Origin of the sequence: Actinomyces minihominis (assembly GCF_900187855.1) — a bacterium.
Taxonomy (GTDB): domain Bacteria; phylum Actinomycetota; class Actinomycetes; order Actinomycetales; family Actinomycetaceae; genus Scrofimicrobium; species Scrofimicrobium minihominis.
In genome coordinates this window covers 27367-50697 of record NZ_FYEG01000009.1, presented here as the reverse complement: position 1 = coordinate 50697, position 23331 = coordinate 27367, and the positions used below count along the sequence as shown (strand labels likewise).

22 protein-coding genes and 1 tRNA gene are annotated in these 23331 nt (G+C 61.4%); 16 read left to right on the top strand and 7 right to left on the bottom strand.

All coding sequences use genetic code 11. The annotated features are described in order from the left end of the window. Positions 1 to 31: 31 nt before the first annotated feature. Both CS903_RS08385 and CS903_RS08380 read left to right on the top strand, forming a co-directional pair. On the top strand, positions 32 to 1405 hold the full coding sequence (locus CS903_RS08385) for an ATP-binding protein (protein WP_099333109.1): 1374 nt from the start codon (positions 32 to 34) through the stop codon (positions 1403 to 1405). Next, the gene (locus CS903_RS08380; RefSeq protein WP_099333108.1) at positions 1402 to 2052 is read left to right on the top strand and encodes a response regulator; all 651 of its coding nucleotides are present in this window, start codon (positions 1402 to 1404) and stop codon (positions 2050 to 2052) included. Before CS903_RS08385 ends, CS903_RS08380 begins: the two co-directional genes overlap by 4 nt. A gap of 9 nt (positions 2053 to 2061) precedes the next feature. Here CS903_RS08380 and CS903_RS08375 read toward each other — a convergent pair whose 3' ends face one another. After that, entirely contained in the window at positions 2062 to 2970 is a 909-nt protein-coding gene (locus tag CS903_RS08375; protein ID WP_099333107.1) for an alpha/beta fold hydrolase, read from the bottom strand. A gap of 160 nt (positions 2971 to 3130) precedes the next feature. Here CS903_RS08375 and CS903_RS08370 point away from each other — a divergent pair, with 160 nt between their 5' ends. The 6 genes from CS903_RS08370 to CS903_RS08350 all read left to right on the top strand — a co-directional run bounded on the left by CS903_RS08370 (position 3131) and on the right by CS903_RS08350 (position 12522). Further along, on the top strand, positions 3131 to 5773 hold the full coding sequence (locus CS903_RS08370; protein ID WP_099333106.1) for a rhomboid family intramembrane serine protease: 2643 nt from the start codon (positions 3131 to 3133) through the stop codon (positions 5771 to 5773). Between the two features lie 72 nt (positions 5774 to 5845). Continuing rightward, entirely contained in the window at positions 5846 to 8392 is a 2547-nt protein-coding gene (locus CS903_RS08365) for an ATP-dependent helicase (RefSeq protein ID WP_099333105.1), read from the top strand. A gap of 144 nt (positions 8393 to 8536) precedes the next feature. After that, a complete protein-coding gene (sucC, locus tag CS903_RS08360) occupies positions 8537 to 9760 on the top strand; it encodes an ADP-forming succinate--CoA ligase subunit beta (RefSeq protein ID WP_099333104.1) in 1224 nt (407 codons plus the stop codon). A 6-nt stretch (positions 9761 to 9766) separates the two neighbouring features. Then, entirely contained in the window at positions 9767 to 10699 is a 933-nt protein-coding gene (gene sucD / locus CS903_RS08355) for a succinate--CoA ligase subunit alpha (protein ID WP_099333103.1), read from the top strand. Positions 10700 to 10760: 61 nt separating this feature from the next. Next, positions 10761 to 12173: a cell division protein PerM gene (locus tag CS903_RS09395; protein WP_164996719.1), complete on the top strand. Its 1413-nt coding sequence runs from the start codon at positions 10761 to 10763 to the stop codon at positions 12171 to 12173. Next, positions 12166 to 12522: a DUF3017 domain-containing protein gene (locus CS903_RS08350; protein ID WP_164996718.1), complete on the top strand. Its 357-nt coding sequence runs from the start codon at positions 12166 to 12168 to the stop codon at positions 12520 to 12522. The genes CS903_RS09395 and CS903_RS08350 overlap by 8 nt, the downstream gene beginning before the upstream one ends. On the opposite strand, the gene CS903_RS08345 is transcribed toward CS903_RS08350, so the two are convergent. Genes CS903_RS08345 through CS903_RS08335 form a run of 3 tightly spaced genes read right to left on the bottom strand, consistent with a single transcriptional unit; the run spans position 12483 to position 15602 of the window. Continuing rightward, the gene (locus CS903_RS08345) at positions 12483 to 13562 is read right to left on the bottom strand and encodes an adenosine deaminase (protein ID WP_099333101.1); all 1080 of its coding nucleotides are present in this window, start codon (positions 13560 to 13562) and stop codon (positions 12483 to 12485) included. The genes CS903_RS08350 and CS903_RS08345 overlap by 40 nt on opposite strands. Beyond that, positions 13553 to 14359 carry an alpha/beta hydrolase gene (locus tag CS903_RS08340; RefSeq protein ID WP_099333100.1) on the bottom strand — a complete coding sequence of 269 codons (807 nt, stop codon included), beginning with the start codon at positions 14357 to 14359 and terminating at the stop codon, positions 13553 to 13555. The genes CS903_RS08345 and CS903_RS08340 overlap by 10 nt, the downstream gene beginning before the upstream one ends. Before the next feature lie 37 nt (positions 14360 to 14396). Further along, positions 14397 to 15602 carry a pyridoxal phosphate-dependent aminotransferase gene (locus tag CS903_RS08335; protein WP_099333099.1) on the bottom strand — a complete coding sequence of 402 codons (1206 nt, stop codon included), beginning with the start codon at positions 15600 to 15602 and terminating at the stop codon, positions 14397 to 14399. A 193-nt stretch (positions 15603 to 15795) separates the two neighbouring features. Here CS903_RS08335 and CS903_RS08330 point away from each other — a divergent pair. From CS903_RS08330 to rplA, 5 genes are all read left to right on the top strand, one after another. Continuing rightward, positions 15796 to 15868 (top strand) — tRNA-Trp (locus tag CS903_RS08330). 63 nt (positions 15869 to 15931) lie between these two features. After that, positions 15932 to 16258 carry a preprotein translocase subunit SecE gene (gene secE / locus CS903_RS08325; protein WP_099333098.1) on the top strand — a complete coding sequence of 109 codons (327 nt, stop codon included), beginning with the start codon at positions 15932 to 15934 and terminating at the stop codon, positions 16256 to 16258. 99 nt (positions 16259 to 16357) lie between these two features. Further along, positions 16358 to 17206 carry a transcription termination/antitermination protein NusG gene (gene nusG / locus CS903_RS08320; RefSeq protein ID WP_242491820.1) on the top strand — a complete coding sequence of 283 codons (849 nt, stop codon included), beginning with the start codon at positions 16358 to 16360 and terminating at the stop codon, positions 17204 to 17206. Between the two features lie 190 nt (positions 17207 to 17396). After that, positions 17397 to 17828 carry a 50S ribosomal protein L11 gene (rplK, locus tag CS903_RS08315; RefSeq protein ID WP_099333097.1) on the top strand — a complete coding sequence of 144 codons (432 nt, stop codon included), beginning with the start codon at positions 17397 to 17399 and terminating at the stop codon, positions 17826 to 17828. 74 nt (positions 17829 to 17902) lie between these two features. Continuing rightward, a complete protein-coding gene (rplA, locus tag CS903_RS08310) occupies positions 17903 to 18625 on the top strand; it encodes a 50S ribosomal protein L1 (protein ID WP_099333096.1) in 723 nt (240 codons plus the stop codon). A 70-nt stretch (positions 18626 to 18695) separates the two neighbouring features. Here rplA and CS903_RS08305 read toward each other — a convergent pair whose 3' ends face one another. The 3 genes from CS903_RS08305 to CS903_RS08295 all read right to left on the bottom strand — a co-directional run bounded on the left by CS903_RS08305 (position 18696) and on the right by CS903_RS08295 (position 21034). Further along, positions 18696 to 19784 (bottom strand): permease prefix domain 1-containing protein, encoded by a 1089-nt coding sequence (locus CS903_RS08305; RefSeq protein WP_099333095.1) that lies wholly within the window; start codon positions 19782 to 19784, stop codon positions 18696 to 18698. Beyond that, positions 19784 to 20113 (bottom strand): PadR family transcriptional regulator, encoded by a 330-nt coding sequence (locus tag CS903_RS08300; RefSeq protein WP_099333094.1) that lies wholly within the window; start codon positions 20111 to 20113, stop codon positions 19784 to 19786. Before CS903_RS08300 ends, CS903_RS08305 begins: the two co-directional genes overlap by 1 nt. Positions 20114 to 20269: 156 nt before the next feature. Further along, positions 20270 to 21034, bottom strand: a complete 765-nt coding sequence (locus CS903_RS08295) for an alpha/beta hydrolase (RefSeq protein ID WP_099333093.1) — start codon at positions 21032 to 21034, stop codon at positions 20270 to 20272. 40 nt (positions 21035 to 21074) lie between these two features. Between CS903_RS08295 and CS903_RS08290 the strand changes: the two genes are divergently transcribed. From CS903_RS08290 to rplJ, 3 genes are all read left to right on the top strand, one after another. Further along, positions 21075 to 21500: a GNAT family N-acetyltransferase gene (locus tag CS903_RS08290; RefSeq protein ID WP_099333092.1), complete on the top strand. Its 426-nt coding sequence runs from the start codon at positions 21075 to 21077 to the stop codon at positions 21498 to 21500. 39 nt (positions 21501 to 21539) lie between these two features. Continuing rightward, positions 21540 to 22472: an MIP/aquaporin family protein gene (locus tag CS903_RS08285; RefSeq protein ID WP_207203794.1), complete on the top strand. Its 933-nt coding sequence runs from the start codon at positions 21540 to 21542 to the stop codon at positions 22470 to 22472. Positions 22473 to 22780: 308 nt separating this feature from the next. After that, positions 22781 to 23302 carry a 50S ribosomal protein L10 gene (gene rplJ, locus CS903_RS08280; protein WP_099333091.1) on the top strand — a complete coding sequence of 174 codons (522 nt, stop codon included), beginning with the start codon at positions 22781 to 22783 and terminating at the stop codon, positions 23300 to 23302. Positions 23303 to 23331: the final 29 nt, after the last annotated feature.

Genomic DNA, 23331 nt, shown 5'->3' with positions numbered 1-23331 from the left:
AGTGGCGGGCTGGATCTGACACCATGAGGACGTGGCCAAAAGTAAACGCACCCCCCTGAGACTGGCGCAGTCGGACAGTGTTGGAATGGCGCCGCCCTGGGTCGGCGGTGTCGCCTCCGGCATCGCTGCACGCTACGGTTTTCCCGTTGCTGCGGTGCGGACTGCGTTCGTTGCCCTTGGACTCCTGGGAGGACTCGGGGTCGCCCTCTACATTTGGCTGTGGTTGACCAGCTCTACAGATGAGCAGATCACAGCTGAAACCCAGGTTGCCGGGCCCGCGACGCAGGCCTACCGGGCACCGATGCGTGAAGTGGGAGAACGGCGTGACACCCAGGTCGTGGCCGGACGCCTCTTTGTCGTCGGGGTGGCGTTCCTTGTCGTAGCTGCTGTTACGGCCTTCCTATTTACCCTCTTTGGAACCTCGGGGCTGCGGATCTTCTGGCCGGTCCTGACGGTGGCCGGAATGTGGCTGGTGTGGTTCCAGGCACCCCGGGTGGCCGGGAGGAAACTGGGACCCATCGGTCTGGTCGTCCTCGGCACCCTGGTCGCCGTTATTGGGGCATTGAACACGCTATATGCCTTCGGCCTCATCCCGACGGTCTCATCGGGGCTGACCGCCGCATTGGTCGTGTTCATCGTGGCTACCCTCACCCTGGCCCCCCTGGCACTGCGGGTGGTTCGGGACCTCACCACCTCCCAGGCCCGCGAGGCTCGCGAGGTAGAGAGAGCTGATATTGCGGCTCACCTGCACGACTCTGTCCTGCAGACCCTGACCTTGATAAGGGGGGCTGCTGATGACCCGGCCCGCGTACGCGCCCTCGCCCTCACCCAGGAACACGAGCTGCGCGCCTGGCTCTACACGGGCAGCGTTGAACCTGAGGTTTCCGTGGCAGAAGCCCTCGCTAAGCAGGCTGCGGAGATTGAGGCTACCTATGGCACTGTGATCGAGGTCGTCACCGTTGGCGACATGACGCCTGGGCCGCGCCAGAGCGCCGCCATCGCTGCCGCTGCCGAGGCGATGACCAATGCCGTTCGCCACGGGCGCCCCCCGATCACAGTCTTCCAGGAGGCGCGGGATGGCAACCTGGAGATTTACGTCAAAGATGCCGGCCCGGGCTTTGATATCGATGCGATCGCATCGGACCGCCATGGCCTGCGCAACTCAATTATCGGTCGGGTCGAGCGTGTGGGGGGTGAGGTCGATGTCCGCTTCCTTCCGCCCAGTGAACCATCGCCCTTCATGTTCGCCGAGGATAGCGCGGCAGGTGCTAGCGTCGGAAACGGCGAAGGGAGTGGTTCCGCCCCCCGGTTCGGAGGCACCGAAGTTTGCATCAGGCTTCCACGTTCCGCGGACGACCAGGTCCTTCCCGTCGGTTCGCACGAGTCAGAAAGAGAGACGGCATGACTATCCGCGTCCTCGTCATTGATGATCACCCCATGGTGCGCGCAGGGGTTCGCGCCGAGCTCGACAAGAGCGACGCGGTTGAGGTGGTTGGTGAAGCAGCTGACGTGGAAACGGCGGTTGCGGCCTGCCACGCTCTGCGTCCCGATGTAGCTCTTCTTGACGTGCACCTCCCCGGCGGTGGCGGCGGTGGGGGACCCGAGGTGGCGCGTCGCTGCGCGGACCTCACGGAAACCCGTTTCCTCGCGCTGTCGGTCTCCGATGCGGCAGCCGACGTGGTGGCCGTCATTCGCGCCGGGGCCCGTGGGTACGTCACCAAGTCGATCTCTACTCCCGAGCTGGTTGCAGCCGTTGAACGCGTCGCCGCGGGGGACGCCGCATTCAGCCCGCGACTGGCGGGGTTCGTCCTCGACGCCTTCGGCACCGAGCAGACGGACCCGAACGAAGAGGACGAACTGGACCTACTGACAACCAGGGAGGCTGAGGTGATGCGCCTGATCGCGCGGGGCTACACCTACAAGGAGGTCGCCTCCGATCTTTTCCTTTCGGTCAAGACTATTGAGAGCCATGTTTCTGCGGTGCTTCGTAAGCTGCAGCTTTCCAACCGCCACGAACTGACGCGCTGGGCGGTTAAGCGCAACATTGTCTAGCCGTCGCGGCTAGTCCAGCTCGGGGTGCATCATGGACAGCACGATGTCCTCGGCCTGATCCAGCAGGATGTCGAGGTGGCTTGCCTTCGGGTCAAACTTCAGGTTGCAGTCGGGGAGGACGGCCGCGAGGTGACGAGAGCCTGAAATATCGACCGAGGTGTCCTTACCGCCCTGCCAGACGGTGATCGGGAGGGGAGGTCGGACCTCGTGGAGTTGCGCCGCGATCTGACTGATCGTGATTCCCCAGTCGCTCAGAAGGGCATCATTTTCATGGATCACACCCCTGCTTGAGGCCTGTTGAGCGTGGGCGTTAGAGCGGGCAAAGATTCGTCTGTAGATGCCCTTGTCGCTGCGGGCTGCGCGGCGCCGATCTGATAGGCGAAAGCCCATTTCAAGAATGTCCTCACCGAGTTGGGGGATCTTCGTCAATAGTTTTAGGGCGGGCATCCACAGGCGGCCGGCCCAACGCTCCACGTCGTTGTTGAAGATCGCGTGCTCTGTCTGGGGGGCGACCATGCCGAGTGCGCGAAGCTGGGAGGCGAGGGGAAGAGCGCAAACCAGGGCGTGCGGCCCACCCCCGGACCAGCCGACTATGGAGTAGGTCTTGATCCCGAGGTGACGTGCCACCTCGCTGACATCTGCGGGCCAGTCGACGATTCGTCTGCCGGGTAGGAAGTCTGATTTGCCCATGCCGGGCCGGTCGAGGGCGATGATGCGCGCGCCGTGTTCAAGGGCGGCATCCTCAAAAACTCCCCCTTCCAGTGCTGAACCCGGGGTGCCGTGGAAGTAGAAGATCGGAAAGCCGTCTTCCCTGCCGTACTCACGCCAGTCGATGCGGCGCCCATCCCGTAGTCGGATGTGGAAGGGACGTCCCTCGAAGACGTGTTCGGGTCCAACCCCACTGTTGCTCCAGCTCATCTCCCAGGCCCCTCCCTGCTTGGCAACCTTTCCGTAATGACTAGGGTAGGCCGCTTGTGTCGGACATGTGGCTTAGGCTTCTGTCTGAACACCCAGTAGATGACGTGTTGCGGCGCTTTCTTTCGCTGTGACAGTAGATCAATCAGTTAGAGGAACCTCTGTGCCGGATCAAGTTTTCCCCACTCCAGATTCCAAGCCCACCGGGTCACCGGTAGCTGACGCCATCGTTCTGTCTGAAGAGAACGTTGAGGTCGAAGCCGAGCTGCGACCTTCCCGCCTCAGTCAGTGGTTGTCCTCCGCCACCTCACTAGCCAGACGTTTTGGCAGCTGGGTTGTCAGCGGTCCCGTCTCCTTGGTCCTAGCGATTCTGCTGGTGGCAGTTCGGGTGGTGGGTCAGGCCTTTCCCTCGCTGGGAATGGAAGGTCTGGTTGCGGCCAGTACCGGCTCTCCGTGGTGGACGGTGTTTACCTACATCCTCTGGGCGACGACATGGATCCACGTTGTGGTGGATGTGGTTCTTCTCCTCAGTCTTGGTATTTGGGTGGAACGCCGCATCGGCTCACGGGACTACGCCATCATCGGTCTGCTGTCAGCCTGGGTGGGTTCCCTGCTGACTCTCGGGGTGGCCTGGCTGATCACAGATCTGGACCACCAGTGGGGTCAGATGCTTGCGCTTCAGACCAGTTCGGGGATGACAGCGTTCCTGGTTGGCGCCGCCCTTGCCCTTTCCATCAGACTTGACACCCTGTGGCGTCGCCGGGTTCAGATCATTGCCCTGACTGTCCTCGGTGTCTTTGTCCTCTTCTCCGGATCCATCAATGCGGTGACCGCCCTGGTGGCGGCCCTGGTTGGTTGGGGAATCGGAGTGATCCTCTGGGGCAAGCAGCGGGATCGTCGCCCACTTACGGGGACCAGGCGTGAAGGTAGGGTGCTGGTCGCGGCCATCGTCGCCGGTGTTGTCATCGGAACCCTGCTCTCGCTGCGCTCAACAGAGATGGTTGGGGCTCTGGCAAACCTGCGCGGTGACCTGCTCACCGATGTCTCACCGGGGGAAGTAGAGACGATCTGTGCCACCGATGGACTGGCTTCACAGTGCGCCAACCTGTCGTACATGCTGCGCTCCACCGGCTTTGCCGCACGCCTCATGACGATTCTGCCGCTTCTGGTGCAGCTGGTCCTTGCCTGGGGGCTTCGCGGAGGGCGACGTGCCGCATTCTGGGGAACGATCATCCTGCAGGGTGGGGCGGCAGCCATTGCGGCCGCCCACCTCATCATCGTGCGCAGCAAGGTTCACGGGTGGGAGGCCGCTGCCGGTGCCCTTGGACTTGAAGGGACCGGGGTCCTGACCGCGAACTTCATCGTGCCCATCGTTGTGCCCCTGGTTCTGCTGCTCCTTGTTATCGCGTCCTACCCCATGTTCACGGTGAGGGCGCCCCGGGGTGCCTACCGGAGGTTCTGGGCTTGGATCGGCGGCCTCACCGCCGTCGCCCTCATCGCCTACCTCATCGTCGGCATGATCATGCGGAACACCTTCACCCCGGAGGCGACGTTCTTCGGCCTCATCGGTGATTTTGCCCTGCGTCTGCTCCCGGCGCCCGCGCTCTATCTGATCACTCCGCACCTTCTCTCGGACTCCTGGTTCCTCACCAGGTTCTCCGACTGGTTGGCACTGATCCCCTGGGTCGCGGCCGTCATACTTCTCCTGAAGGCGTTTACCAAACGCGATGTGGCCAGTGCGCTGGCTCAGGAACGCTACAAAGAGATCGTCAAGGCGACCGATGCCGGCACCATGGCTTGGATGTCGACCTGGGACGGCAACCTGTTCTGGGAGTCTCCAACCCGGGAGGCAGCGATTGCCTACCGCGCTGACGGAGGGGTGGCGCTGACCGTGACAGATCCGGCGGCTCACCCCGAGGATCTTGAGCACGTCATGAAAGAGTTTGCAGAGTTCTGCTCCGCCCAGGACCTGATCCCCGCCTTCTACTCGGTACACCCTAAAACCGCGGACATCGCCTCCTCCTGGGGTTGGCCCAGACTGCAGGTCGCGGAAGAAACCATTCTCAACCTGGATGGACTGGCATTTACCGGAAAGGCCTTCCAGAACGTTCGCACCGCCCTCAATCGCGCCAAAAAAGAAGGGATCAACCCGGTCTGGGGCTACTGGAGTGAAACCCCTATGGACCTGCGTATGCAGGTCGAAGCCATGTCAGAAGAGTGGGCTTCGGACAAGGGCCTGCCTGAGATGGGCTTTACCCTCGGCGGAGTCAAAGAACTGGACGATCCGGATGTTCCCATCCTTCTCGCGGTTGATGAGGGGGGCAAGATGCACGGTGCCACCTCATGGATGCCCGTGTATGAGGGCGGGGAGATCATCGGCTGGACCCTTGATTTCATGCGTCGGCGCGAAGATGGTTTCCGTCCGGTGATGGAGTACATGATTGCCCAGGCGGCGCTTGAGGCGCAGCGAAGGGGGTACCGCATCGTTTCCCTGTCCGGTGCCCCCCTGGCTAAAGCCCAGACCTCTGATCGGGGAGCACCGGAGGGGGAGGATGTTGAAGGATCTTCCTCAGCTGCACTGGACTTCATCCTAGAGATTTTGGGTAAGGGGCTGGAACCGGTTTATGGCTTCCGCTCGCTGCTCCAGTTCAAGGCCAAGTTCAAGCCCGCCTACGAACCGGTCTACCTCTGCCTGCCTGATGTGGGCTCCCTGGCAACTGTCGGTTTGGCCATAGGTCACGCCTATGTGCCGCACATGTCGATTGGGGAAACCGCGCGTCTTGCCAAGACAATCAGCGGTCACTAGGAAGCGGGGTTGTCCACGGACCCGGTGCTGCGGTCAGTGGATGTCGGAGGGCTGTCCTAAGGTAGAGGCGCCATGGACTTCCAGAACTTTCTCTTCGACGCGCTTCCTCCCGAACCGGTAGAGCAGGCGCCGTCCGACATCCTTTCAGGACTCAACCAGCAGCAGGCTGCCGCGGTGGTTCACACCGGAACCCCGCTGCTGATCATGGCGGGGGCAGGTTCCGGTAAGACCCGGGTGCTAACGCACCGCATTGCCCATATCCTGCAAACCCACCAGGCCCGACCCGGAGAGATCCTGGCCATCACGTTCACCAACAAGGCGGCCGCTGAGATGCGTGAGCGCACGGCGAAGCTGATTGGGCCTGAGGGGCGGCGGGTCTGGGTCTCCACCTTCCACTCCTCCTGTGTGCGCATCCTGCGAGAGCACCACGGTGCGGCGGGGCTCAAGTCGACGTTTAGCATCTACGACGCCCAGGATTCCCAGCGCCTGCTCGGCATGATCCTCAAGGATCAAAATGTTGACACCAAGCGGTTTACCACCCGCTTTGTCTCGGGCAAGATTTCGGACCTCAAGAATGAGCTGATCACTCCGTCTAAGTACGCCGAAGAGGCACCGAAAGATCCCCTGTCACAGATGATTGCCACCGCCTACCGTGAGTACAACAAGCGGCTGCGCCAGGCCAATGCCGTGGACTTCGATGACCTCATCATGTTGACGGTAGAGATGCTGCAGGCGCATCCGGGGATAGCTGAGGCCTATCACCGTCGGTTCCGCCAGATCATGGTTGATGAGTATCAGGACACGAACCACGCGCAGTACGTCCTCGTTCGTGAACTGGTGGGGGACGGTTCGGACGGTGTCCCCCCGGCCCAGCTGACCGTGGTGGGTGACTCAGACCAGTCGATCTATGCCTTCCGTGGTGCTTCGATTCGTAACATCGAAGAGTTTGAGAAGGATTATGACAACGCCACCACCATCCTCTTGGAACAGAACTATCGCTCCACTCAGAACATCCTTGACGCAGCCAATGCGGTGATTTCGCGGAACAAAGGCCGCCGGGTTAAGAATCTGTGGACGGCAGCTGGAACCGGACCGCAGGTGGTGCTTCACGCCGGTGACTCTGAGCATGATGAGGCCAGGGTGATCATCTCTGAGCTGCGTGACCTCGATATGAAGAATGTCGACTGGGGCGACATCGCAATCTTCTACCGTACTAACGCGCAGTCCCGAGTAATTGAAGAACTGCTGCTGAGGTCGGGCATTCCCTACCGCATCGTCGGGGGTACTCGTTTCTATGAGCGCCTTGAGATCAAGGATGCTCTGGCCTACCTCCAGGCGGTGGTGAACCCAGATGACACCGTGGCGCTGCGCCGCGTTCTCAACACTCCGCGCCGAGGCATCGGCGACATCGCGCAGGCGGCTATCGCGGCCCATGCGGACCGCTACGGACTCTCCTTCGGCGGCGCACTGGCCGACACGCTGCAGGACAGTGAGCGCTCGATTGAGGGGCTCTCGGCTCGCGCCCGTGCTTCTGCTGCCCAGTTCTGGGGGATGCTAGAAGAGATGCGTGCGATGAACTCGGCGGGTGCCAAACCGGCCGTAATTCTTGAGAAGATCCTTGATGACACCGGCTACCTGGCCGGACTACGCGCCTCGCAGGACCCCCAGGATGCCTCGCGGGTAGAGAACCTTGCAGAACTGGTCTCGGTCGCCGAGGATTTTGCCAATGAGGGCAGTGTTGACCAGGTGGACCTGCTGGCCTTCCTCGAACGGGTCGCCCTGGTTGCTGATGCAGACCAGATTCCCGCAGAGGGAGAGCGACGCGGCCAGGTCACCATGATGACTGTCCACACCGCCAAGGGCCTTGAGTTCCCCTATGTGTTCGTCACCGGAATGGAAGACGGGACCTTCCCCCACAAGCGTTCCATGGACGATGAGGCCGAACTGGCAGAGGAGCGCCGCCTGGCCTACGTGGCTCTCACCCGCGCCCAGAAGCAGCTTTACATCACCCGCGCCGCATCCCGCAGTGCCTGGGGTTCAGTAGAGCACCTTCCACCCTCGCGCTTCCTGGATGATCTTCCCTCCGAGGCGGTAGAGGTGCGCAGCGAATCGACCCGTGAGCAGATGTGGAACACCTCGCATGAGCGGGCCCGACACCGTTCCTTCGATGACAGCGACTGGGGTGGGTACGGATCAGACTCCGCTCCGGTGATCGGCGGGGGACGCGCCAAGTCGTGGGGATCCGGCTCTGCCTCCGCGTGGGGGTCAAGGCCAGCTGTATCCAGACCGGCCGGCGCACGGGCAACTTCATCGTGGGGGGCAGATGACAGCGAGGGAGAGTCGCTGGTCAAGAAGGCAGCCAAACTTCGCAGTGCAGCCCGTTCAGCAACCCGCAGCCCCTCTCGCGTCCAGGCAGAAAAGCCTGAGGTCACTAAGACCCAGACTGAAGAACCAGCCACCCTGTCGCTTGCCGTCGGTGACCATGTCCTCCACGCCACCCTCGGTGAGGGAGTGGTGATTGGAAACGAGGGAACAGGTCGTTCCGCCGTGGCCAAGATTGATTTCGGCAATGTCACGAAACGCCTTCTGCTCCGTATGGCACCTCTCACAAAACTCTAGTTGGGGACTTTCGTCGGACACTTCGGTGCGGCAGGGGGCCTAAAGCGCTATCTTGGAGAGGCAAGATTGTGGGTGGTGTACTTCATCTTTTGAGGAGCCCGGCCGCATGTCCCTGCACTACAGGCCCAGAAAGGGAACAACGGAGTGGACCTTTACGAATACCAGGCTAAGGATATTTTCGATGCCTACGGTGTGCCGGTGGTTACCGGCGTCGTCTGTACAACACCGGAGGAGGCGAGGAAGGCAGCTGAGAGCGTCGGGGTCTTCCCCGTGGTCGTCAAAGCACAGGTCAAGATTGGTGGTCGCGGCAAGGCCGGCGGCGTCAAACTGGCGTGGAGTGCCGATGAGGCTGAGGGGTGGGCTCGTCAAATCCTCGGGATGGACATCAAGGGTCACACCGTCTACTCGGTGCTGGTGGCCGCAGGGGTGGACATCGCCGAAGAGTACTACTTCTCGATCCTCCTCGACCGCGCCGAACGCTGCGATATCGTCCTCTGCTCCAAAGAGGGCGGAATGGACATTGAGACCCTGGCTAAGGAACGACCCGAAGCACTGGCACGCGTCTCCCTTGATCCAGCGATTGGAATCAACCCCGAGGTGGCTCGCGCCATTCTCGGTGAAGCCGGCTTCGATGCCGAAGAAACCGAAGCTATCGCACCCGTCATCGTCGACCTGTGGAAGGTCTACCAGGGTGAGGACGCCACACTGGTTGAGGTCAACCCCCTGGTGAAGGCGACCGACGGTAAGATTATCGCCCTCGACGGCAAGATCTCACTGGATGACAACGCCTCGTTCCGTCACGAAGCCCACGCTGCCCTGGCAGACCGACGTTCAGATGATGCCCTTGAGGTCGCCGCCCAGGAGGCGGGGCTCAACTACGTCCGTCTTGAGGGTGAGGTCGGAATTATCGGTAACGGCGCCGGCCTCGTTATGTCGACCCTGGATGTGGTTGCCATGGCTGGTGAGCCCTACGATGTTCGCCCGGCTAACTTCCTTGACATCGGTGGTGGTGCCTCTGCGGAGGTGATGGCCAAGGGCCTCGGAGTCATCCTGCATGACCAGCAGGTGCAGTCCGTCTTTGTCAACGTCTTCGGTGGTATTACAGCCTGTGACGAGGTCGCACGGGGGATTATCGGTGCCCTGGAGATCCTGGGCGATGAGGCCACCAAGCCGATCGTGGTCCGACTGGACGGAAACTCTGTCGAAGAGGGACGCGAGATCCTGGGCCAAGCAGGTCACCCACTGGTGACCATGGTTGACACCATGGATGCGGCAGCAGCTGCAGCGGCAGAGTTCGCCGCCGTCACCCTGGGTCGCGAAGACGCCAAGGTAACCGTCACGATCGACATCGAAGCAGAGGGGAAGTAAACGGAAATGGCTGTATTTCTGACTGAAGCCGACCGTGTCATCGTTCAGGGCATGACAGGGTCTGAGGGTATGAAGCACACCCAGCGCATGCTGGACTCAGGAACCAATATTGTCGGCGGCGTCAACCCGCGCAAGGCCGGAACTTCCGTCCACTTCGAGGTCAATGGTTACGGGCACCGCCACGACCGGGGCCTGGTTGAAAGCGGAGAGGTAGACATCCCCGTCTTCGGCACCGTTGCTGAGGCGAAGGAAGCAACGGGCGCCACCGTCTCTGTCGTCTTCGTTCCCCCGGCATTCGCCAAGGGTGCGGTAATGGAAGCTATCGACGCCGATCTTGAGCTGGTGGTTGTCATCACCGAGGGGATCCCGGTTGCCGACTCCGTCGCTTTCGTCCAGCACGCCCTCGACAAGGGAGTGCGTCTGATTGGGCCGAACTGCCCCGGGATTATCAGCCCGGGACTTTCCAACGTGGGCATCACCCCGGCAGACATCACGGGGGCCGGCGGGATCGGACTGGTCTCGAAGTCGGGCACTCTGACCTACCAGATGATGTACGAACTATCGGACATCGGATTCACCACCTGCATTGGCATTGGCGGAGATCCGGTGGTGGGAACCACCCATATCGATGCACTCAAGGCATTTGAAGAGGACCCCGACACCCGGGTCATCGTCCTCATCGGAGAGATCGGCGGAGACGCGGAAGAACGCGCCGCCGAGTACATTGCAGGCCACGTCACCAAGCCCGTCATCGGCTATGTCGCCGGGTTCACCGCCCCGGAGGGAAAGACCATGGGCCACGCGGGTGCCATTGTCTCCGGTTCCTCGGGAACAGCGGAGGCTAAGAAGGAAGCCCTGGAAAAGGTCGGGGTGAAGGTGGGTCGCACCCCCAGCCAGACCGCCGAGCTGGCGCGGGCAACCTTCTTGGAGATCAACTAGTCATCCGACATGCCGCGTGCCGACGGGCAACACTTCCCACTGAGGGTCGAAGATTGAGGGAATGAGTACCGCAAGCACGAACCAGGACACCGAGGGGTTGGGCGCCAGCGAAAAGGCAACCTATCGCGAACGCCCAACCCTGACCATCTCCCTTCCCCCCGGGTGGGCGAGAAGTGCGCTTGCGGGCATTGAGGCGGCCCTTCTGGGCTGGTTGGTTCCCGCACTGCTCTTTGCGGTGGCTTTCCTGGTTGAGGCCTCAAACCCATGGCTGCGCGAGCAGACCATTGGGGGCGCCAGCCGGGCGGGCACCGAGTTCTGGGCCACCACCCTGGGGGCATCCGCCACCTTCGGGGGCCTCACTGTCAGTCTGGTCCCACTGACGTGGACCCTGGTGCAGCTCGTCCTCTACCGCGCCCTGCTGCTTACCGGGCGCAACTTTGGTTCTGCCGCCCTGTGGATGTCGTTGCCGTTTTACCTTTTGACTGTTGTCATCATCCTGCTTGCCACCGGTGCACAGGTGAGCATCTGGTGGTCTCTTCTCGGCGCCCTCCTTCTGGGACTGCTCGCCGTGGGGTGGGGAGTTGCCAGGCAGACCGGGGAGTTTCCCCGCTGGGCCAAGCGGCAGCGCTGGATCTGGATCGGGGTGCGGACCGCGCTGCTGTGGTTGGCGGTCACCGCCGGAGTTTCCCTCATTGCATTCATCGCAACCCTGACCACCTCGTGGCAGGGCGTGCTCGATTCAACCTCAATGTTCGGCTTTGATACCACCGGGAACTTTGGCCTGGGACTGCTGCAAGCCATGTACCTGCCGCTCTTTTTGGCCTGCGCGTTGGCGTGGATGGCAGGCACCGGCTTCACCGTCCTCACCGGCGTGGTGGTGGGTGCCAGCACGCCGATTGCGGAGGACATCCCCGTCTATCTGCCCATTGTCGCGACGATCCCGGTGACTGCTCCCGGTGTGTGGGTCACCCTGCTGCTTGCCCTCCTGGGGATCCTGCTCGGTGTGTTCTTTTCCGTGACGACGGCTCGCCTCACCCTGGCCGATTCAGCCCGAAGGGGAGGGGTCGCGCTCACGGTCTTCGCCCTCCTTGTGTTCCTGTGGATGCAGACCTCACGCGGCGGACTCGGAGGGGGACTGCTCGCAGAGTTGGGCCCCACGCCCCTGACCTGGTTGGCGCTCAGCGGGTTGATCGGTGGGGTGGCCCTGATCTCCGGACTTGCCCTGCACCCCGAAACGCGCCGCTACGTGGCGGAGGGGTTTGGCAGGGTGCGTGAGTCGCAGCAGGATAAAACTGCCGATGCCGGGGAAGAAGTCGCCGTTGCCCCACCGGTTGAAGATGATGAACCGACCGGTGAGGTTGAGGTCGACGCCAACTCCGCAGACACGTCGACAGCTGATGGTGCAAGAATGCAACTGGGTCGCAGGTTCCGTGCGGCCCTCAAGGGTCCAGCAAAGGAGGGATCTGGTGACTAGCGCAGGTGCGGGTGTCGAGGACGGTCAGCCTGCCCCGTCCCGACCTGAGCTGCCCGGCTGTAAGCAGGGGGCATCGAAGAACGCCTCGCTGGTGTTCGGAGTCATTACGGCCGTCGGGGCAATCCTGGGTGTCATCGCAGTTGTCCTCCTGGCACTGTTAGAGCGCCCCTACGCCGCCAGTGTTCTTCTTGGATTCGGCATGGTCGCTATGGGAGTGCTGCGCCTGGCCTGGCCCGGCCGCCCGTGGTTCTCTGCTCGTAACCGCTGGTCAGATGCCCTTGTGTATGCGCTGGCCGGGGTGGCCATCCTCTACCTGGCGCCCTGGACCGCTCTGCTGTCACCTGTCTGAGGCTCGGAGTACCACTGCTCGACCTGTCCCCGCCAGCGTTGCTTTGACTCCTTCGAGGCCATGGAGGCGTCAATGCTGTCACGGGCCAGATTGGCCAGTTGCCGGTCTGAAAGTCCGTGAACGTCGCGCGCAGTTCTGTACTGGTCAACCAGACGGGACCGGAACAGTAGGGGATCGTCCGCGCTGAGGGCGATGGTGGCTCCGGCCTCGAGAAAACTCTGCAGGGGAAGCTCAGCCGGTTCTTGAAAGATCCCCAGAGAGACGTTGGAGGACGGGCAGATCTCGAATGCAATCCCGTCGTCAATCAGTCGCATCAGGAGCTCCGGGTCCTCACTGGCCCGCACCCCGTGCCCGAGGCGCTGGGGGGCCAGGTGGTTGACGACTTCACGTATCGACTCTGCCCCGAGAAGTTCGCCGCCGTGGGGGACCGGGGCCAGACCGGCGCGACGTGCGATCTGAAATGCGTTGGCAAACTCGGCAGTTGAACCCGTTCGTTCGTCATTGGAGAGGCCGAAGCCAATGACTTCGCCCGGTTGGTCTCCGGCGTATTGGGCCGCGAGGCGGGCAAGGACCCGTGCATCGAGCGGGTGTCGGGTGCGGGAGGCAGCAACGATGACACCAACTTCCACTCCGGTCTCGCGCGTGGCGGTGTTCGCTTCGTCGAGGACGATCTCCAGGGCCGGGGTGATTCCCCCGACGTAGGGGGCGTAGGAGGTGGGGTCGACCTGTATCTCCAGGCGCACGGACCCTTCCGCTGCATCGTCCTCGGCAGCCTCCCGAACCACGCGACGCATAACCTCTTCGGAGCGGACCAGGGAGCGGGCGGAGTCGTAGGAACGCTGGAATCGGAACCAACCGCGTGCGTCGGCGGGAACCGTCAGGGGGTCCTGTTCCAGCAGGTGCCCGGGCAGGCGCACCCCCTGTTTCTCAGCGAGCTCCAGCATGGTGGCCGGGCGCATGGAACCGGTGAAGTGAAGGTGAAGGTGTGCCTTGGGAAGGGTGACGAGGTCCCTGCGGGAACCCCTTTCGCCTACGACCACCGGTTATACCAGTCGATGACCGCCTCGGTGTAGATCCCCTGCTCGGGTTCATTGAGTAGCTCGTGGTAGGCGCCCTCAAATGTCCTAATTTCAACCAGATCGGCAGCGTTCTCTGCGAACTCGATTGAACCGGCCACATCCGCCAGTCCGTCGGCCTCACCGTGCAGGATGAGGACGGGTCGGGCCAGGATCTTGGCGTGATCGATGGTCTGGCGCCCCTGGGTGGCCATGGATGCGCCCGTCAGAAGGGGAACGCGACCGTGGAACACCAGCGAATCGGCCTCATAGTCCGAGATGACTTCGGGGTCCCGCGACAGCAGGTTCGTGTCCAGGCTGACGGTTTTGACCCAGGGCAGCAGAGCGCCCACCCGTGCCCCGAGAGAGGCAACCAGGGAGGCCACAGGGGGGCGGGGGGCCAGGGCTGGCCCAGTGACGGCCACCGCGACCACCCGCGTCGGGTTGATCAGAGTTGAAGCCAGGGTGATTAACCCTCCCATGGAGTGCCCAAACAGAAGCAGCTCAGGCGTCCTCGCCAGCTTCAGCACCTCACGTCGAACCTCAATGTGCTCTCCGATCAGTTTCCGGACATCCACGGTGGCGCGTCGCCCGGACGTGGTGCCGTGACCGGTGAAATCGAAGCTCCACACGTCGTAACCGGCCTCATTCAGCGCGGTGATGAAGCGGGTGTAGCGGCCCCGGTGTTCACCAAAGCCGTGGGCTAGAAGGACCGTGCCACGGGGCTCCGTAAGCGGAGCCGGCGCGGAGAACAACTCGGGGTAACTGTGCTTCGAACTCATGCTTCAAGTCTTCCATAACCGCCGCGGGTGCCTGCGCCTAGGCGAGCAGTTTCCGGATGCGGGTGATTCCTTCGATGAGATCCTCGTCAGAAACTGCGTAGGAGAGCCGAATGTAACCGGGGGTACCGAATGCTTCACCCGGAACCACGGCGACTAACGCTTCGTCCAGGATGAGGTCAGCCAGCTCTGATGACGTGTTGGCAACCTTTCCGTTGATTTCGCGTCCCAGCGCCCCCTTTACCGAGGAGTAGACATAGAAGGCGCCCTCGGGCATCGGGGTGTCAAACTCAGGAATTTCCCGCAGCATCGAGACGATCAGTCTGCGGCGCCGGTCAAAGGCCTCCCGCATCTCTTCGACGGCTCCCTGGGGGCCCGTGAGGGCTTCTATGGCTGCCTTCTGGGCAATGTTGTTGACGTTGGAAGTCAGGTGTGACTGCAGCGCCCCCGCGGCCTTGATGACATCGCTGGGGCCGATCATCCAGCCCACCCGCCAGCCCGTCATGGCGTACTTCTTGGCGACTCCGCTGAGGACGACCATTTGGTTTGCCAGTTCCGGAACCGCGCGGTACATCGGCAGTACCTCGACCCCGTCGTAGACGAGGGCCTCATAGATGTCATCTGCGATGACCCAGATGCCGTTCTCAAGGGCCCACTTGCCAATCGCGGTGACTTCTTCGGGTGAGTAGACCGCACCGGTTGGGTTCGAGGGCGAGCAGAAGATCAGGGCGATGGTCCTGTCGGTGCGCGCGGCTTCAAGCTGCTCAACCGTGACCTTGTATCCGGTGGAGATATCGGCAACAACGTCCACGGGAACGCCACCGGCCAGCTTCACGGTTTCGGGGTAGGTGGTCCAGTAGGGGGCTGGGAGCAGCACCTCATCGCCCTCATCAATGATCGCCGCGCAAGCCTGGTAGACCGCCTGCTTGCCACCGTTGGTGATGAGGACGTCGGTCGCGGCAGGAACCGCATTGCCAAACACGCCGATCGACTGGGCGACCGCTTCACGAAGGGCTAGCAGGCCGTTACCCGGGGTGTAACGGTACGAGGTCGGATCCTCGGTTGCTGCCAGTGCGGCCTCAACCACGTTGCGTGGGGTGTCAAAGTTTGGTTCGCCCGGTGCAAAGTTGATCACTGGCTGACCGGCTGCCTTGAGTGCCTTGCTCTTGGCGTCAATAGCAAGGGTCGCTGAGGGTGTGATGGCTGAGAGTCTCTTGGAGACGCGGTGAATCGGCTTTTTACTCATGACCTAAGGTTGCCAGATGATTGTCCCCAAGGTTGCATTGGACACAAATTTGGAAACTACAGATCGTCTTCCTCCCAGTTTTCGGCCAATTTCTACGGGGCGTGGGTGCTGGGGAGTCGGGCGGATTAGACAGCGGTCCACGGCGCTATTACACTCGGTCAAGCACTTGCCTGGTGATCCCGGGAAAGTGTGTAGGGCAGTGGCGCAATTGGTAGCGCACCGGTCTCCAAAACCGGCGGTTGCGAGTTCGAGTCTCGCCTGCCCTGCTCCTTGTGGGGGTTCCGTTGCTAGTCTAGGAACCAGTTAATGGACGAGCACTGGAGATCGATATGAGCCAGACAACCAGCCTTCCCGGTGATGGTGAGCTGTTGCCAGAGGCGAATCTGAATGGTGCGGCGGCGCCCAAGGACCGGACCAAGTCCGGTGCCACCCGTAAGCGTGATGACCGTCCTGCTGAATCCAAGCCCAACATCTTCCAGCGCATCGCGCTGTTTGTCCGCCAGATTGTGGCTGAGATGAAGAAGGTCACCTATCCCTCTAAGGAAGAGCTGTGGACCTACTTCCTTGTGGTCATAGTCTTTGTGGCATTGATGATGCTCTTCACCGGCCTCGTAGATCTTGGTTCGAAAGAGTTGTCTAAGCTAGTATTTGGTTAGTAATCAAGAACCCGCCAGCAGGAATCTGCAGGCGGGTTTTTTGAAACTGCACTTACGTGCCCGTGACTGACGGAGCACAGGTAATCGGGAGGACGGGCAATGGCCGACGAAATTTTCAGCGGTGTTGACATGAATGACGACGTTGATGCGGTGGCAGCCGTGGATGCGCAGCTACAGGGGTTTGACGACGCTGACGGTTCGGCTCCGGCTGGTCCAGAGGTAGTGAATGAGGATGCTGAGGCCGAAGAGGCAGCGGCAGCCAAGGCGATTGCTGAGGACGAGGTCGGAGAGTCCGAGATTCACCCCGCACAGCCTGAGGAAGAGATGGATCCCCTCGAGGCGCTCCGCGAAGAGTTTGAGGACCAGGGGGGCGACTGGTATGTTGTTCACACCTTCTCGGGTCACGAACGCAAGGTGAAGGAAAACCTTGAGCGTCGCGTTGAAAATGAGGATCTGCAGCGCCGGATCACCCGCGTAGAGGTTCCCATGGAAGAGGTCGTGGAAATCCGCAACACGGTGCGCAAGAAGGTCATGCGCTGCCGCATTCCGGGCTACGTCCTCGTCCAGATGCAGGGCACCGGTTACGACGATGAGATGGATGAGCAGCTGTGGCGCGTAATCAAGGAGACGCCCGCTGTCACCGGCTTCGTGGGCGACCAGTACAACCCGATGCCCCTTCCCCTTGAAGAGGTTATCAACATGCTTGCCCCCGGCCTCCTGGTCGGTAAGGAAGCGGCTAAGACCGCGGCGGCGAAGGCGGCCCCGGCTGTCATCGACTGGGAGGTTGGTGAGATCGTGCGGGTCACCGATGGGCCGTTCGCTGAGCTGACCGCAGAGATTTCCGAAATTATGGTTGAAACACAGCGCCTCAAGGTGCTGGTCACCATCTTTGAGCGAGAGACGCCGCTTGAGCTTCGCTTCGATCAGGTGCAGAAGCTCAACAAGTAGTTAGTGAAGTCGCCCACGGGGGTTCGTTGCGGGCCCCTGAGGCGAGTAGAATCGCAGCTTGCGTGCGTCATTGTCAGCGCGCGTGAACGCCTCATTATGAGGCGGCTCTTCAGATTCTGGATTACCCCGTAACCGCGGGATCAACCGGGTGTGAAGAGTGATGCATTAGTAGTGAAGGACCCAAAAAACTATGGCACCGAAGAAGAAGGTTACTGGGCTGATCAAGCTCCAGATTCCCGCCGGTCAAGCCAACCCTGCGCCGCCCGTTGGTCCGGCTCTTGGTCAGCACGGCGTGAACATCATGGAGTTCTGCAAGGCCTACAACGCGGCAACTGAATCACAGCGCGGCAACATTGTTCCCGTTGAGATCACCGTGTACGAGGACCGCTCATTCACGTTCGTCACCAAGACGCCTCCGGCCTCGCAGATGATCAAGAAGGCAGCGGGAGTTGGCAAGGGTTCCGCAACCCCTCACACCGACAAGGTTGGCAAGCTAAGCCAGGCGCAGGTTCGTGAGATTGCTGAAGCCAAGCAGGTCGACCTGAACGCAAACGACGTTGAAGCGGCGATGAAGATCATTGCAGGCACCGCCCGTTCCATGGGCATCACCGTCGAAGCCTGATCACTCAGGACAACAGAACTTAGGTGGTAGGGCCGCGCAGCCCGTTTCACCACAACTGCAAGGAGAAAAGCAGAATGGCAAAGCGCTCGAAGAAGTACCGGGCAGCCGCAGAGAAGATCGTTCCCGGTGTTCTCTACAGCCCGTTTGAGGCAATGAAGCTCGCTAAAGAGACTTCAGTAACGAAGTTCCCCTCAACTGTTGAGGGCACCGTCCGTCTGGGCGTTGACCCCCGCAAGGCGGACCAGATGGTCCGTGGCACCGTCAGCCTGCCGAACGGCACCGGTAAGACCGCTAGGGTCCTGGTCTTCGCCGTTGGTGAGAAGGCAACTCAGGCTGAAGAGGCCGGCGCTGACGAGGTCGGTGGCGACGAGCTGATTGAAAAGGTAGCCAAGGGTTACGTCGACTTTGACGTTGCAGTTGCTACCCCGGACATGATGGGTAAGGTCGGCCGTCTCGGTCGTGTCCTCGGTCCCCGTGGCCTCATGCCCAACCCGAAGACCGGCACCGTGACCATGGATGTGGCCAAGGCTGTCAAGGACATCAAGGGTGGCCGTATCGAGTTCCGTGTTGACAAGCACGCGAACGTCCACTTCGTCCTCGGTAACACCGACTTCACCGCGAAGGCTCTGACTGAGAACTACGCGGCCGTCCTAGAGGAGCTGCTGCGACTGAAGCCGACCACGGCCAAGGGTCGCTACGTCCTGAAGATCACCGTTTCCACCACGATGGGTCCCGGTATCCCAGTTGATACCACCAAGACCCGGGCGCTGGTTGAAGAGGATGAGGCAGCGGCGTAACTGCTCGTTTGACATCAAACTGAAGGTCCGACACCACCTGGTGCCGGACCTTCAGTGCTCTCAGGTTCCCCTAGCGGGAACGCTGTTCTCGGGGGACCGGGTAGACGGCCGCTAGCACAGCCGCGATTGCAGCAAACAGGACACCCGCTATCGGCCAGATGATCCATGAGATACCCCAGGCGTTTCCGACAAAACTCCAGGACAGGTAGAGGACAACCATAAGCGGCCAGTAGCCTGCGAAGAACCCGCGTACTCCCGCCGGATAGCGGTCCACATCGCTGTAGTTCTCTGAGCGCACCTCAGCGAGCCCCTCGGCGGTGAGTCTCTTTCCAGCCGAGTGAGCCCAGTTGGCCGGCAGGAAGACCAGCAGTCCGGCCGCCACAAGAATGAGGGTCGCAGCCATCCCTACGGCGATGTACTGGTCTGCTTTGATCTGGGGCATCTCCTGGGTGAAGACGCCGGCGACAATCAGTGGCAAGCCGGCCAGGACCCACAGAACGACTGCGATGACTAGCGCTCTGGTGCGACTGGCTGCGTTGCTATCCATCAGGTGGTAGGCATAGGCCTCTACTTCGGGGGTAGTCGTACCGCGCCCCTCATTGATTAGGTTGAAGGGCTTTAGTTTTTGACTACGCCAAATCAGCATGCCGACCCCGGCCGCAACCGTCGGGATAATGACGGCTATCCCGAGGGTCCCCGCCAGAGCCCCGGTGAGGGCAAAGTTTGGGTTGGAAGTGGCGATACTGAGGGAGAGTAGGGGAACGGACCCGAGGACGAACAGGGCCACCGCCCATCCCAGCATCCAGCGGGTTTGCCTGCGCACCTCCACAAAGTTTTGCGCCTGACGCAGCGAAATTGGGGGAAGCGCGAGAGGGAGTTGGGCCGGAATCTGCCGGTAGGCTCCGGTCTCCTCACCCACCAAAACTTCTGGGGCAGCGCCGGGTAGAGCTCCCATCCCCAGCAGGGGAGCGACCTCTTCGATGCTGCCAAACTCTGCGATCGCTTGACCCACTGCTTCGGTCTGGCTCTTCCCCGCCGAAAGCGCCCCGTTGTAAACGTCTTCCATCATGGCCCGCAACTCAGCCTTCGCCTCCGCAACCTGGGGGGTGTGGGGGTAGGAGCTGAACATGACGTCCAGGTAGTTGTCGATAATGTCCATTAGCAAAGTCCTTCCGCAAAGCGGTCGACGACCGCCTTGGTCTGTTGCCACTCGGCGCACTTTTGAGCCAGTGCGGAGCGCCCAACAGCCGTGATTCGGTAGTAGGTCCGGGTCTTCCCGGACTCTGAGTCCTGCGCAAATGGTTCGACCAGAGAGGCGGCTTCAAGCCTCTTGAGCGCAGAGTAGAGCGTGGTTTGCTTGATGGTGTAGAGGCCTCCGGAGACCTGGGCGATGGTGCTGACCATGGCGTAGGCGTAGGAGGGCTCTTCGACCAGCTGCGAGAGAATCAGGATGTCGATGTAGCCGCGGATCGAGTCGGCGCTAATCAAAAGGGGTCCTCCTTCGCCCGGTAGGTTTGCATTTCTGCCGGGCGGGGAGAACCCCTTAGCACCACAACATTACGTCTAGCGTATTACGACAGACGTAGTATGTGTCAAGTAGTAATGTTGCAGCGTGGACTTCTAGTTTTGAAGGGCCGAGTCGACCTACTGGTCAGGCAGGCCGACAATCTTGTCGAGGGCGACGGGCAGCCACTCATTCCAGTACCTGTAGTTATGCTCGCCCGCCGATTCGCGGTAGACGAGGTTGAGGTGAACCGCTTTGGCGGCATCGACGAACACGCGGTTCATGTTGATCAGAGCGTCATCCTCACCGCAGCAGGCAAAGAAGTGAGAGTGGTGCAGGCGGGTCACCTGCTTCTTGTTTCTCAGGCGTTCCACCAGGTCATCCTGGGGGCGGGGCGAATCGGGGTTGCCGAAGCCGATCTCGTAGAGGTCGCCGTGCCGGGTGCGGAAGGCATCTTCTGAGACGTCAAGGACGCCGGAGAGGGAGAAGGCGCCCGCAAAGGTTTCGGGGTGGTCAAAAGCCGCGCGGAAAGCGCCATAACCCCCCATGGACAGTCCTCCGATGAAGGTCTTGGCGCGGGTGTCACTGACTCGCATGGTGCGGCGAACCAGGGCCGGAAGTTCTTCTCCCACCCACGTTCCCCACTTCAACCCGTACTCCTGATCGATCCAGAACGACCGTTCTCCGTCGGGGAGGACGATCACCATGTGGTGTTTGTCCGCCAGGGCCTGAAGATCGGTCCTCACGGCCCAAACGGCGTGGTTTCCAGTCAGGCCGTGAAGGAGAATGAGGAGGGCGGGGTCCGACGCGCCCGGCCTTCCCATCGACTCCGGCGTGAAAACGGTGCAAGATGTTGCCATATCAAGAGTTTGCGAACGAACATCATTCCAAGTCTGCATTGTCATACGTCAACGTTAGCCGGTTGCAGAGGAGGGGAGTCAAAACATGGCTGAAACGCTTATTAGCACCAGCCGCATGCCCACTACAGCAGAGCTGGTGAGCCTCTACGATTCCGTGGGTTGGAGCCTGTATACAGCCAACCCCCAGGCCCTCAGTCAGGGGGTGCAGAACTCGCTGCGGGTCGCCACCGCTTGGGATGAGGGCGGACAGCTGGTCGGCCTGGCCCGTATCGTCGGAGACGGCTTCACCATCGTCTATCTACAGGACGTGCTGGTCCGTCCCCAGTGGCAGCGCACGGGGGTGGGACGCTGGCTGATGGAAGAGGTTTTCGCTCCCTACAAGAACGTGCGCCAACAGGTCCTCCTTACAGATGATGAAGCCCGGCAGCGGCTGTTCTACGAGTCGCTTGGCTTCAAGGAGATTCGCGACCTCGACCATGCCACCAGGGCTTTCATTCGCTTCGGGTCCTAACCCGCCGAACACTGCCTAGTTTCAAGGAGAGAGTAAGGGATGGACACCCCTGACGCATCAACGCAGCCTGATGAGGGCGGGATGAGCACGGATTCACCCGGGGCCCCCCACGTTACCGATAAGCCGAAGGTCCCCGTCCTCGCGGCCCTGGATGCCCCGGTCGGCTCAGCTCAGCGCATCAAGGCGTCAGCGCTTGGTGAGGTCACCGACCTCGACCAGGTCTTCAGCAACTTTGAGGACCCCAAGCGAGGTCCAAGACGGATTGTGGCCGAGTTTGTCGGCACATTCTTCCTCGTCCTGGTTGCGGCTGGTGGCCCCATGATGAATGTGGCTGTTGAGGGATCGGTGGAGAGGGCTGTGGCGACGATTGCCCCGGGCATGATGGTCATGGCGATCATCATGGCCTTCGGTAAGGTGTCCGGCGCACACCTCAACCCGGCGGTCAGCCTGGCGTTTGCTCTGCGCGGTGACTTTCCCTGGCCCAGGGTGGTTCCCTATGTCGTCACCCAGATTCTCGGTGCGTCAGCTGCCGCCTACTTCCTCACGGCCGTCCTCGGGGTCTCGGCCTCCCACGGCGGCAACTACCCGGCAGCCGGGTTCAGTGATGTTCAGGCCGTGCTGATGGAGTTCATCCTCACCTTCGGCCTCGTCACCATCATCCTCGGAACAGCATCCGGAGCCCAGAACATCGGCATCATCGGTGCCGTTGGGGTCGGCAGCTACATCGCCCTGGCGGGCATGTGGGCCAGCCCTATCTCCGGGGCTTCGATGAACCCCGCCAGATCGTTTGGTCCGGCACTGGCCTCCCTGGACTTCACCTCCTACTGGGTCTACGTGGTTGGTCCGCTTGCGGGTGCGCTTCTGGCGGTCGGGGTCGGCTATCTGCTTCGCGGTAAAGGGGGCGGTTGGTACGGTTCAGTGGCTGCGCAGGGAACCCTCGGTCTGCCGCCTGAAGCCCGGCCCGCCAAGTAGCCCGCGTGGGGGACTGTGGGCAGCTTCACCGCTGATTACGTTCCGCGGGGGTTTGTCGCACCCCCGCGCCCTGCTACGCTAACCAAAGCCGAAGACCGTAGGTGTTTCCCGATTCATCCTCATTCGTGAAGATGTGGGAACTGAAAGTTACCGACGTAGGTGTGAAACGAGCAGCAGTGTGGACTGGATTTATCCGGAATGCCTGCTCCAGAGATCTGGATTGCCCGGGGCGCGCCTAGCGTTCCGGGATTTTTGCATTTACGGCGGCGTAAACCGTTTGGTGAATATTGAATGTCAGGAGGTGGAAGATGGCGAAGATGGATAAAGATGCCGTAGTTGTAGAGCTTACGGACAAGTTCCGGGACTCCGGGGCGGTCCTTCTGACTGAATACCGTGGTTTGAGTGTTGGACAGATGAAGGATCTGCGTCGTGCTCTGGGCGAAGGCGTCGAATACCGCGTTGTCAAGAACACCCTTGCAACTCTGGCTGCCAAGAAGGTTGGATTCGATTTCCTCGAAGAAGATCTGAATGGACCGACCGCTATTGCTTTCGTGACCGGTGAACCGGTTGAGGCAGCAAAGGTTCTGCGCGATTTCGCAAAGCAGAACGACAAGCTGGTTTTGAAGTCAGGTGCGATGGAAGGTGCTGCTCTGTCACAGGAAGCAGTACAGAAGCTCGCTGATCTTGAGTCCCGCGAGGTGCTGTTGGCTAAGGCTGCCGGCGCAATGAAGGCCAAGATTTCGCAGGCTGCATACGCATTCCAGGCACTGCCCGTCAAGGTGGTACGTCTGGCCGATGCGCTGCGGGAAAAGCAGGAAGAAGCCGCGTAAGGAACTGCTGTTCCCGGACCGTCTTTGGT

Excerpts from the sequence above, each read along its gene's own strand:
- CS903_RS08290 (WP_099333092.1), top strand. The coding sequence starts at position 21,075 with ATGGCTGAAACGCTTATTAGCACCAGCCGCATGCCCACTACAGCAGAG.
- CS903_RS08340 (WP_099333100.1), bottom strand. The coding sequence starts at position 14,359 with ATGAGTTCGAAGCACAGTTACCCCGAGTTGTTCTCCGCGCCGGCTCCG.
- rplK (WP_099333097.1), top strand. The coding sequence starts at position 17,397 with ATGGCACCGAAGAAGAAGGTTACTGGGCTGATCAAGCTCCAGATTCCC.
- rplJ (WP_099333091.1), top strand. The coding sequence starts at position 22,781 with ATGGCGAAGATGGATAAAGATGCCGTAGTTGTAGAGCTTACGGACAAG.
- CS903_RS08365 (WP_099333105.1), top strand. The coding sequence starts at position 5,846 with ATGGACTTCCAGAACTTTCTCTTCGACGCGCTTCCTCCCGAACCGGTA.
- CS903_RS08375 (WP_099333107.1), bottom strand. The coding sequence starts at position 2,970 with ATGAGCTGGAGCAACAGTGGGGTTGGACCCGAACACGTCTTCGAGGGA.
- sucD (WP_099333103.1), top strand. The coding sequence starts at position 9,767 with ATGGCTGTATTTCTGACTGAAGCCGACCGTGTCATCGTTCAGGGCATG.
- CS903_RS08335 (WP_099333099.1), bottom strand. The coding sequence starts at position 15,602 with ATGAGTAAAAAGCCGATTCACCGCGTCTCCAAGAGACTCTCAGCCATC.
- CS903_RS08285 (WP_207203794.1), top strand. The coding sequence starts at position 21,540 with ATGGACACCCCTGACGCATCAACGCAGCCTGATGAGGGCGGGATGAGC.
- CS903_RS09395 (WP_164996719.1), top strand. The coding sequence starts at position 10,761 with ATGAGTACCGCAAGCACGAACCAGGACACCGAGGGGTTGGGCGCCAGC.
- CS903_RS08305 (WP_099333095.1), bottom strand. The coding sequence starts at position 19,784 with ATGGACATTATCGACAACTACCTGGACGTCATGTTCAGCTCCTACCCC.
- nusG (WP_242491820.1), top strand. The coding sequence starts at position 16,358 with ATGGCCGACGAAATTTTCAGCGGTGTTGACATGAATGACGACGTTGAT.
- rplA (WP_099333096.1), top strand. The coding sequence starts at position 17,903 with ATGGCAAAGCGCTCGAAGAAGTACCGGGCAGCCGCAGAGAAGATCGTT.
- secE (WP_099333098.1), top strand. The coding sequence starts at position 15,932 with ATGAGCCAGACAACCAGCCTTCCCGGTGATGGTGAGCTGTTGCCAGAG.
- CS903_RS08380 (WP_099333108.1), top strand. The coding sequence starts at position 1,402 with ATGACTATCCGCGTCCTCGTCATTGATGATCACCCCATGGTGCGCGCA.
- CS903_RS08295 (WP_099333093.1), bottom strand. The coding sequence starts at position 21,034 with ATGACAATGCAGACTTGGAATGATGTTCGTTCGCAAACTCTTGATATG.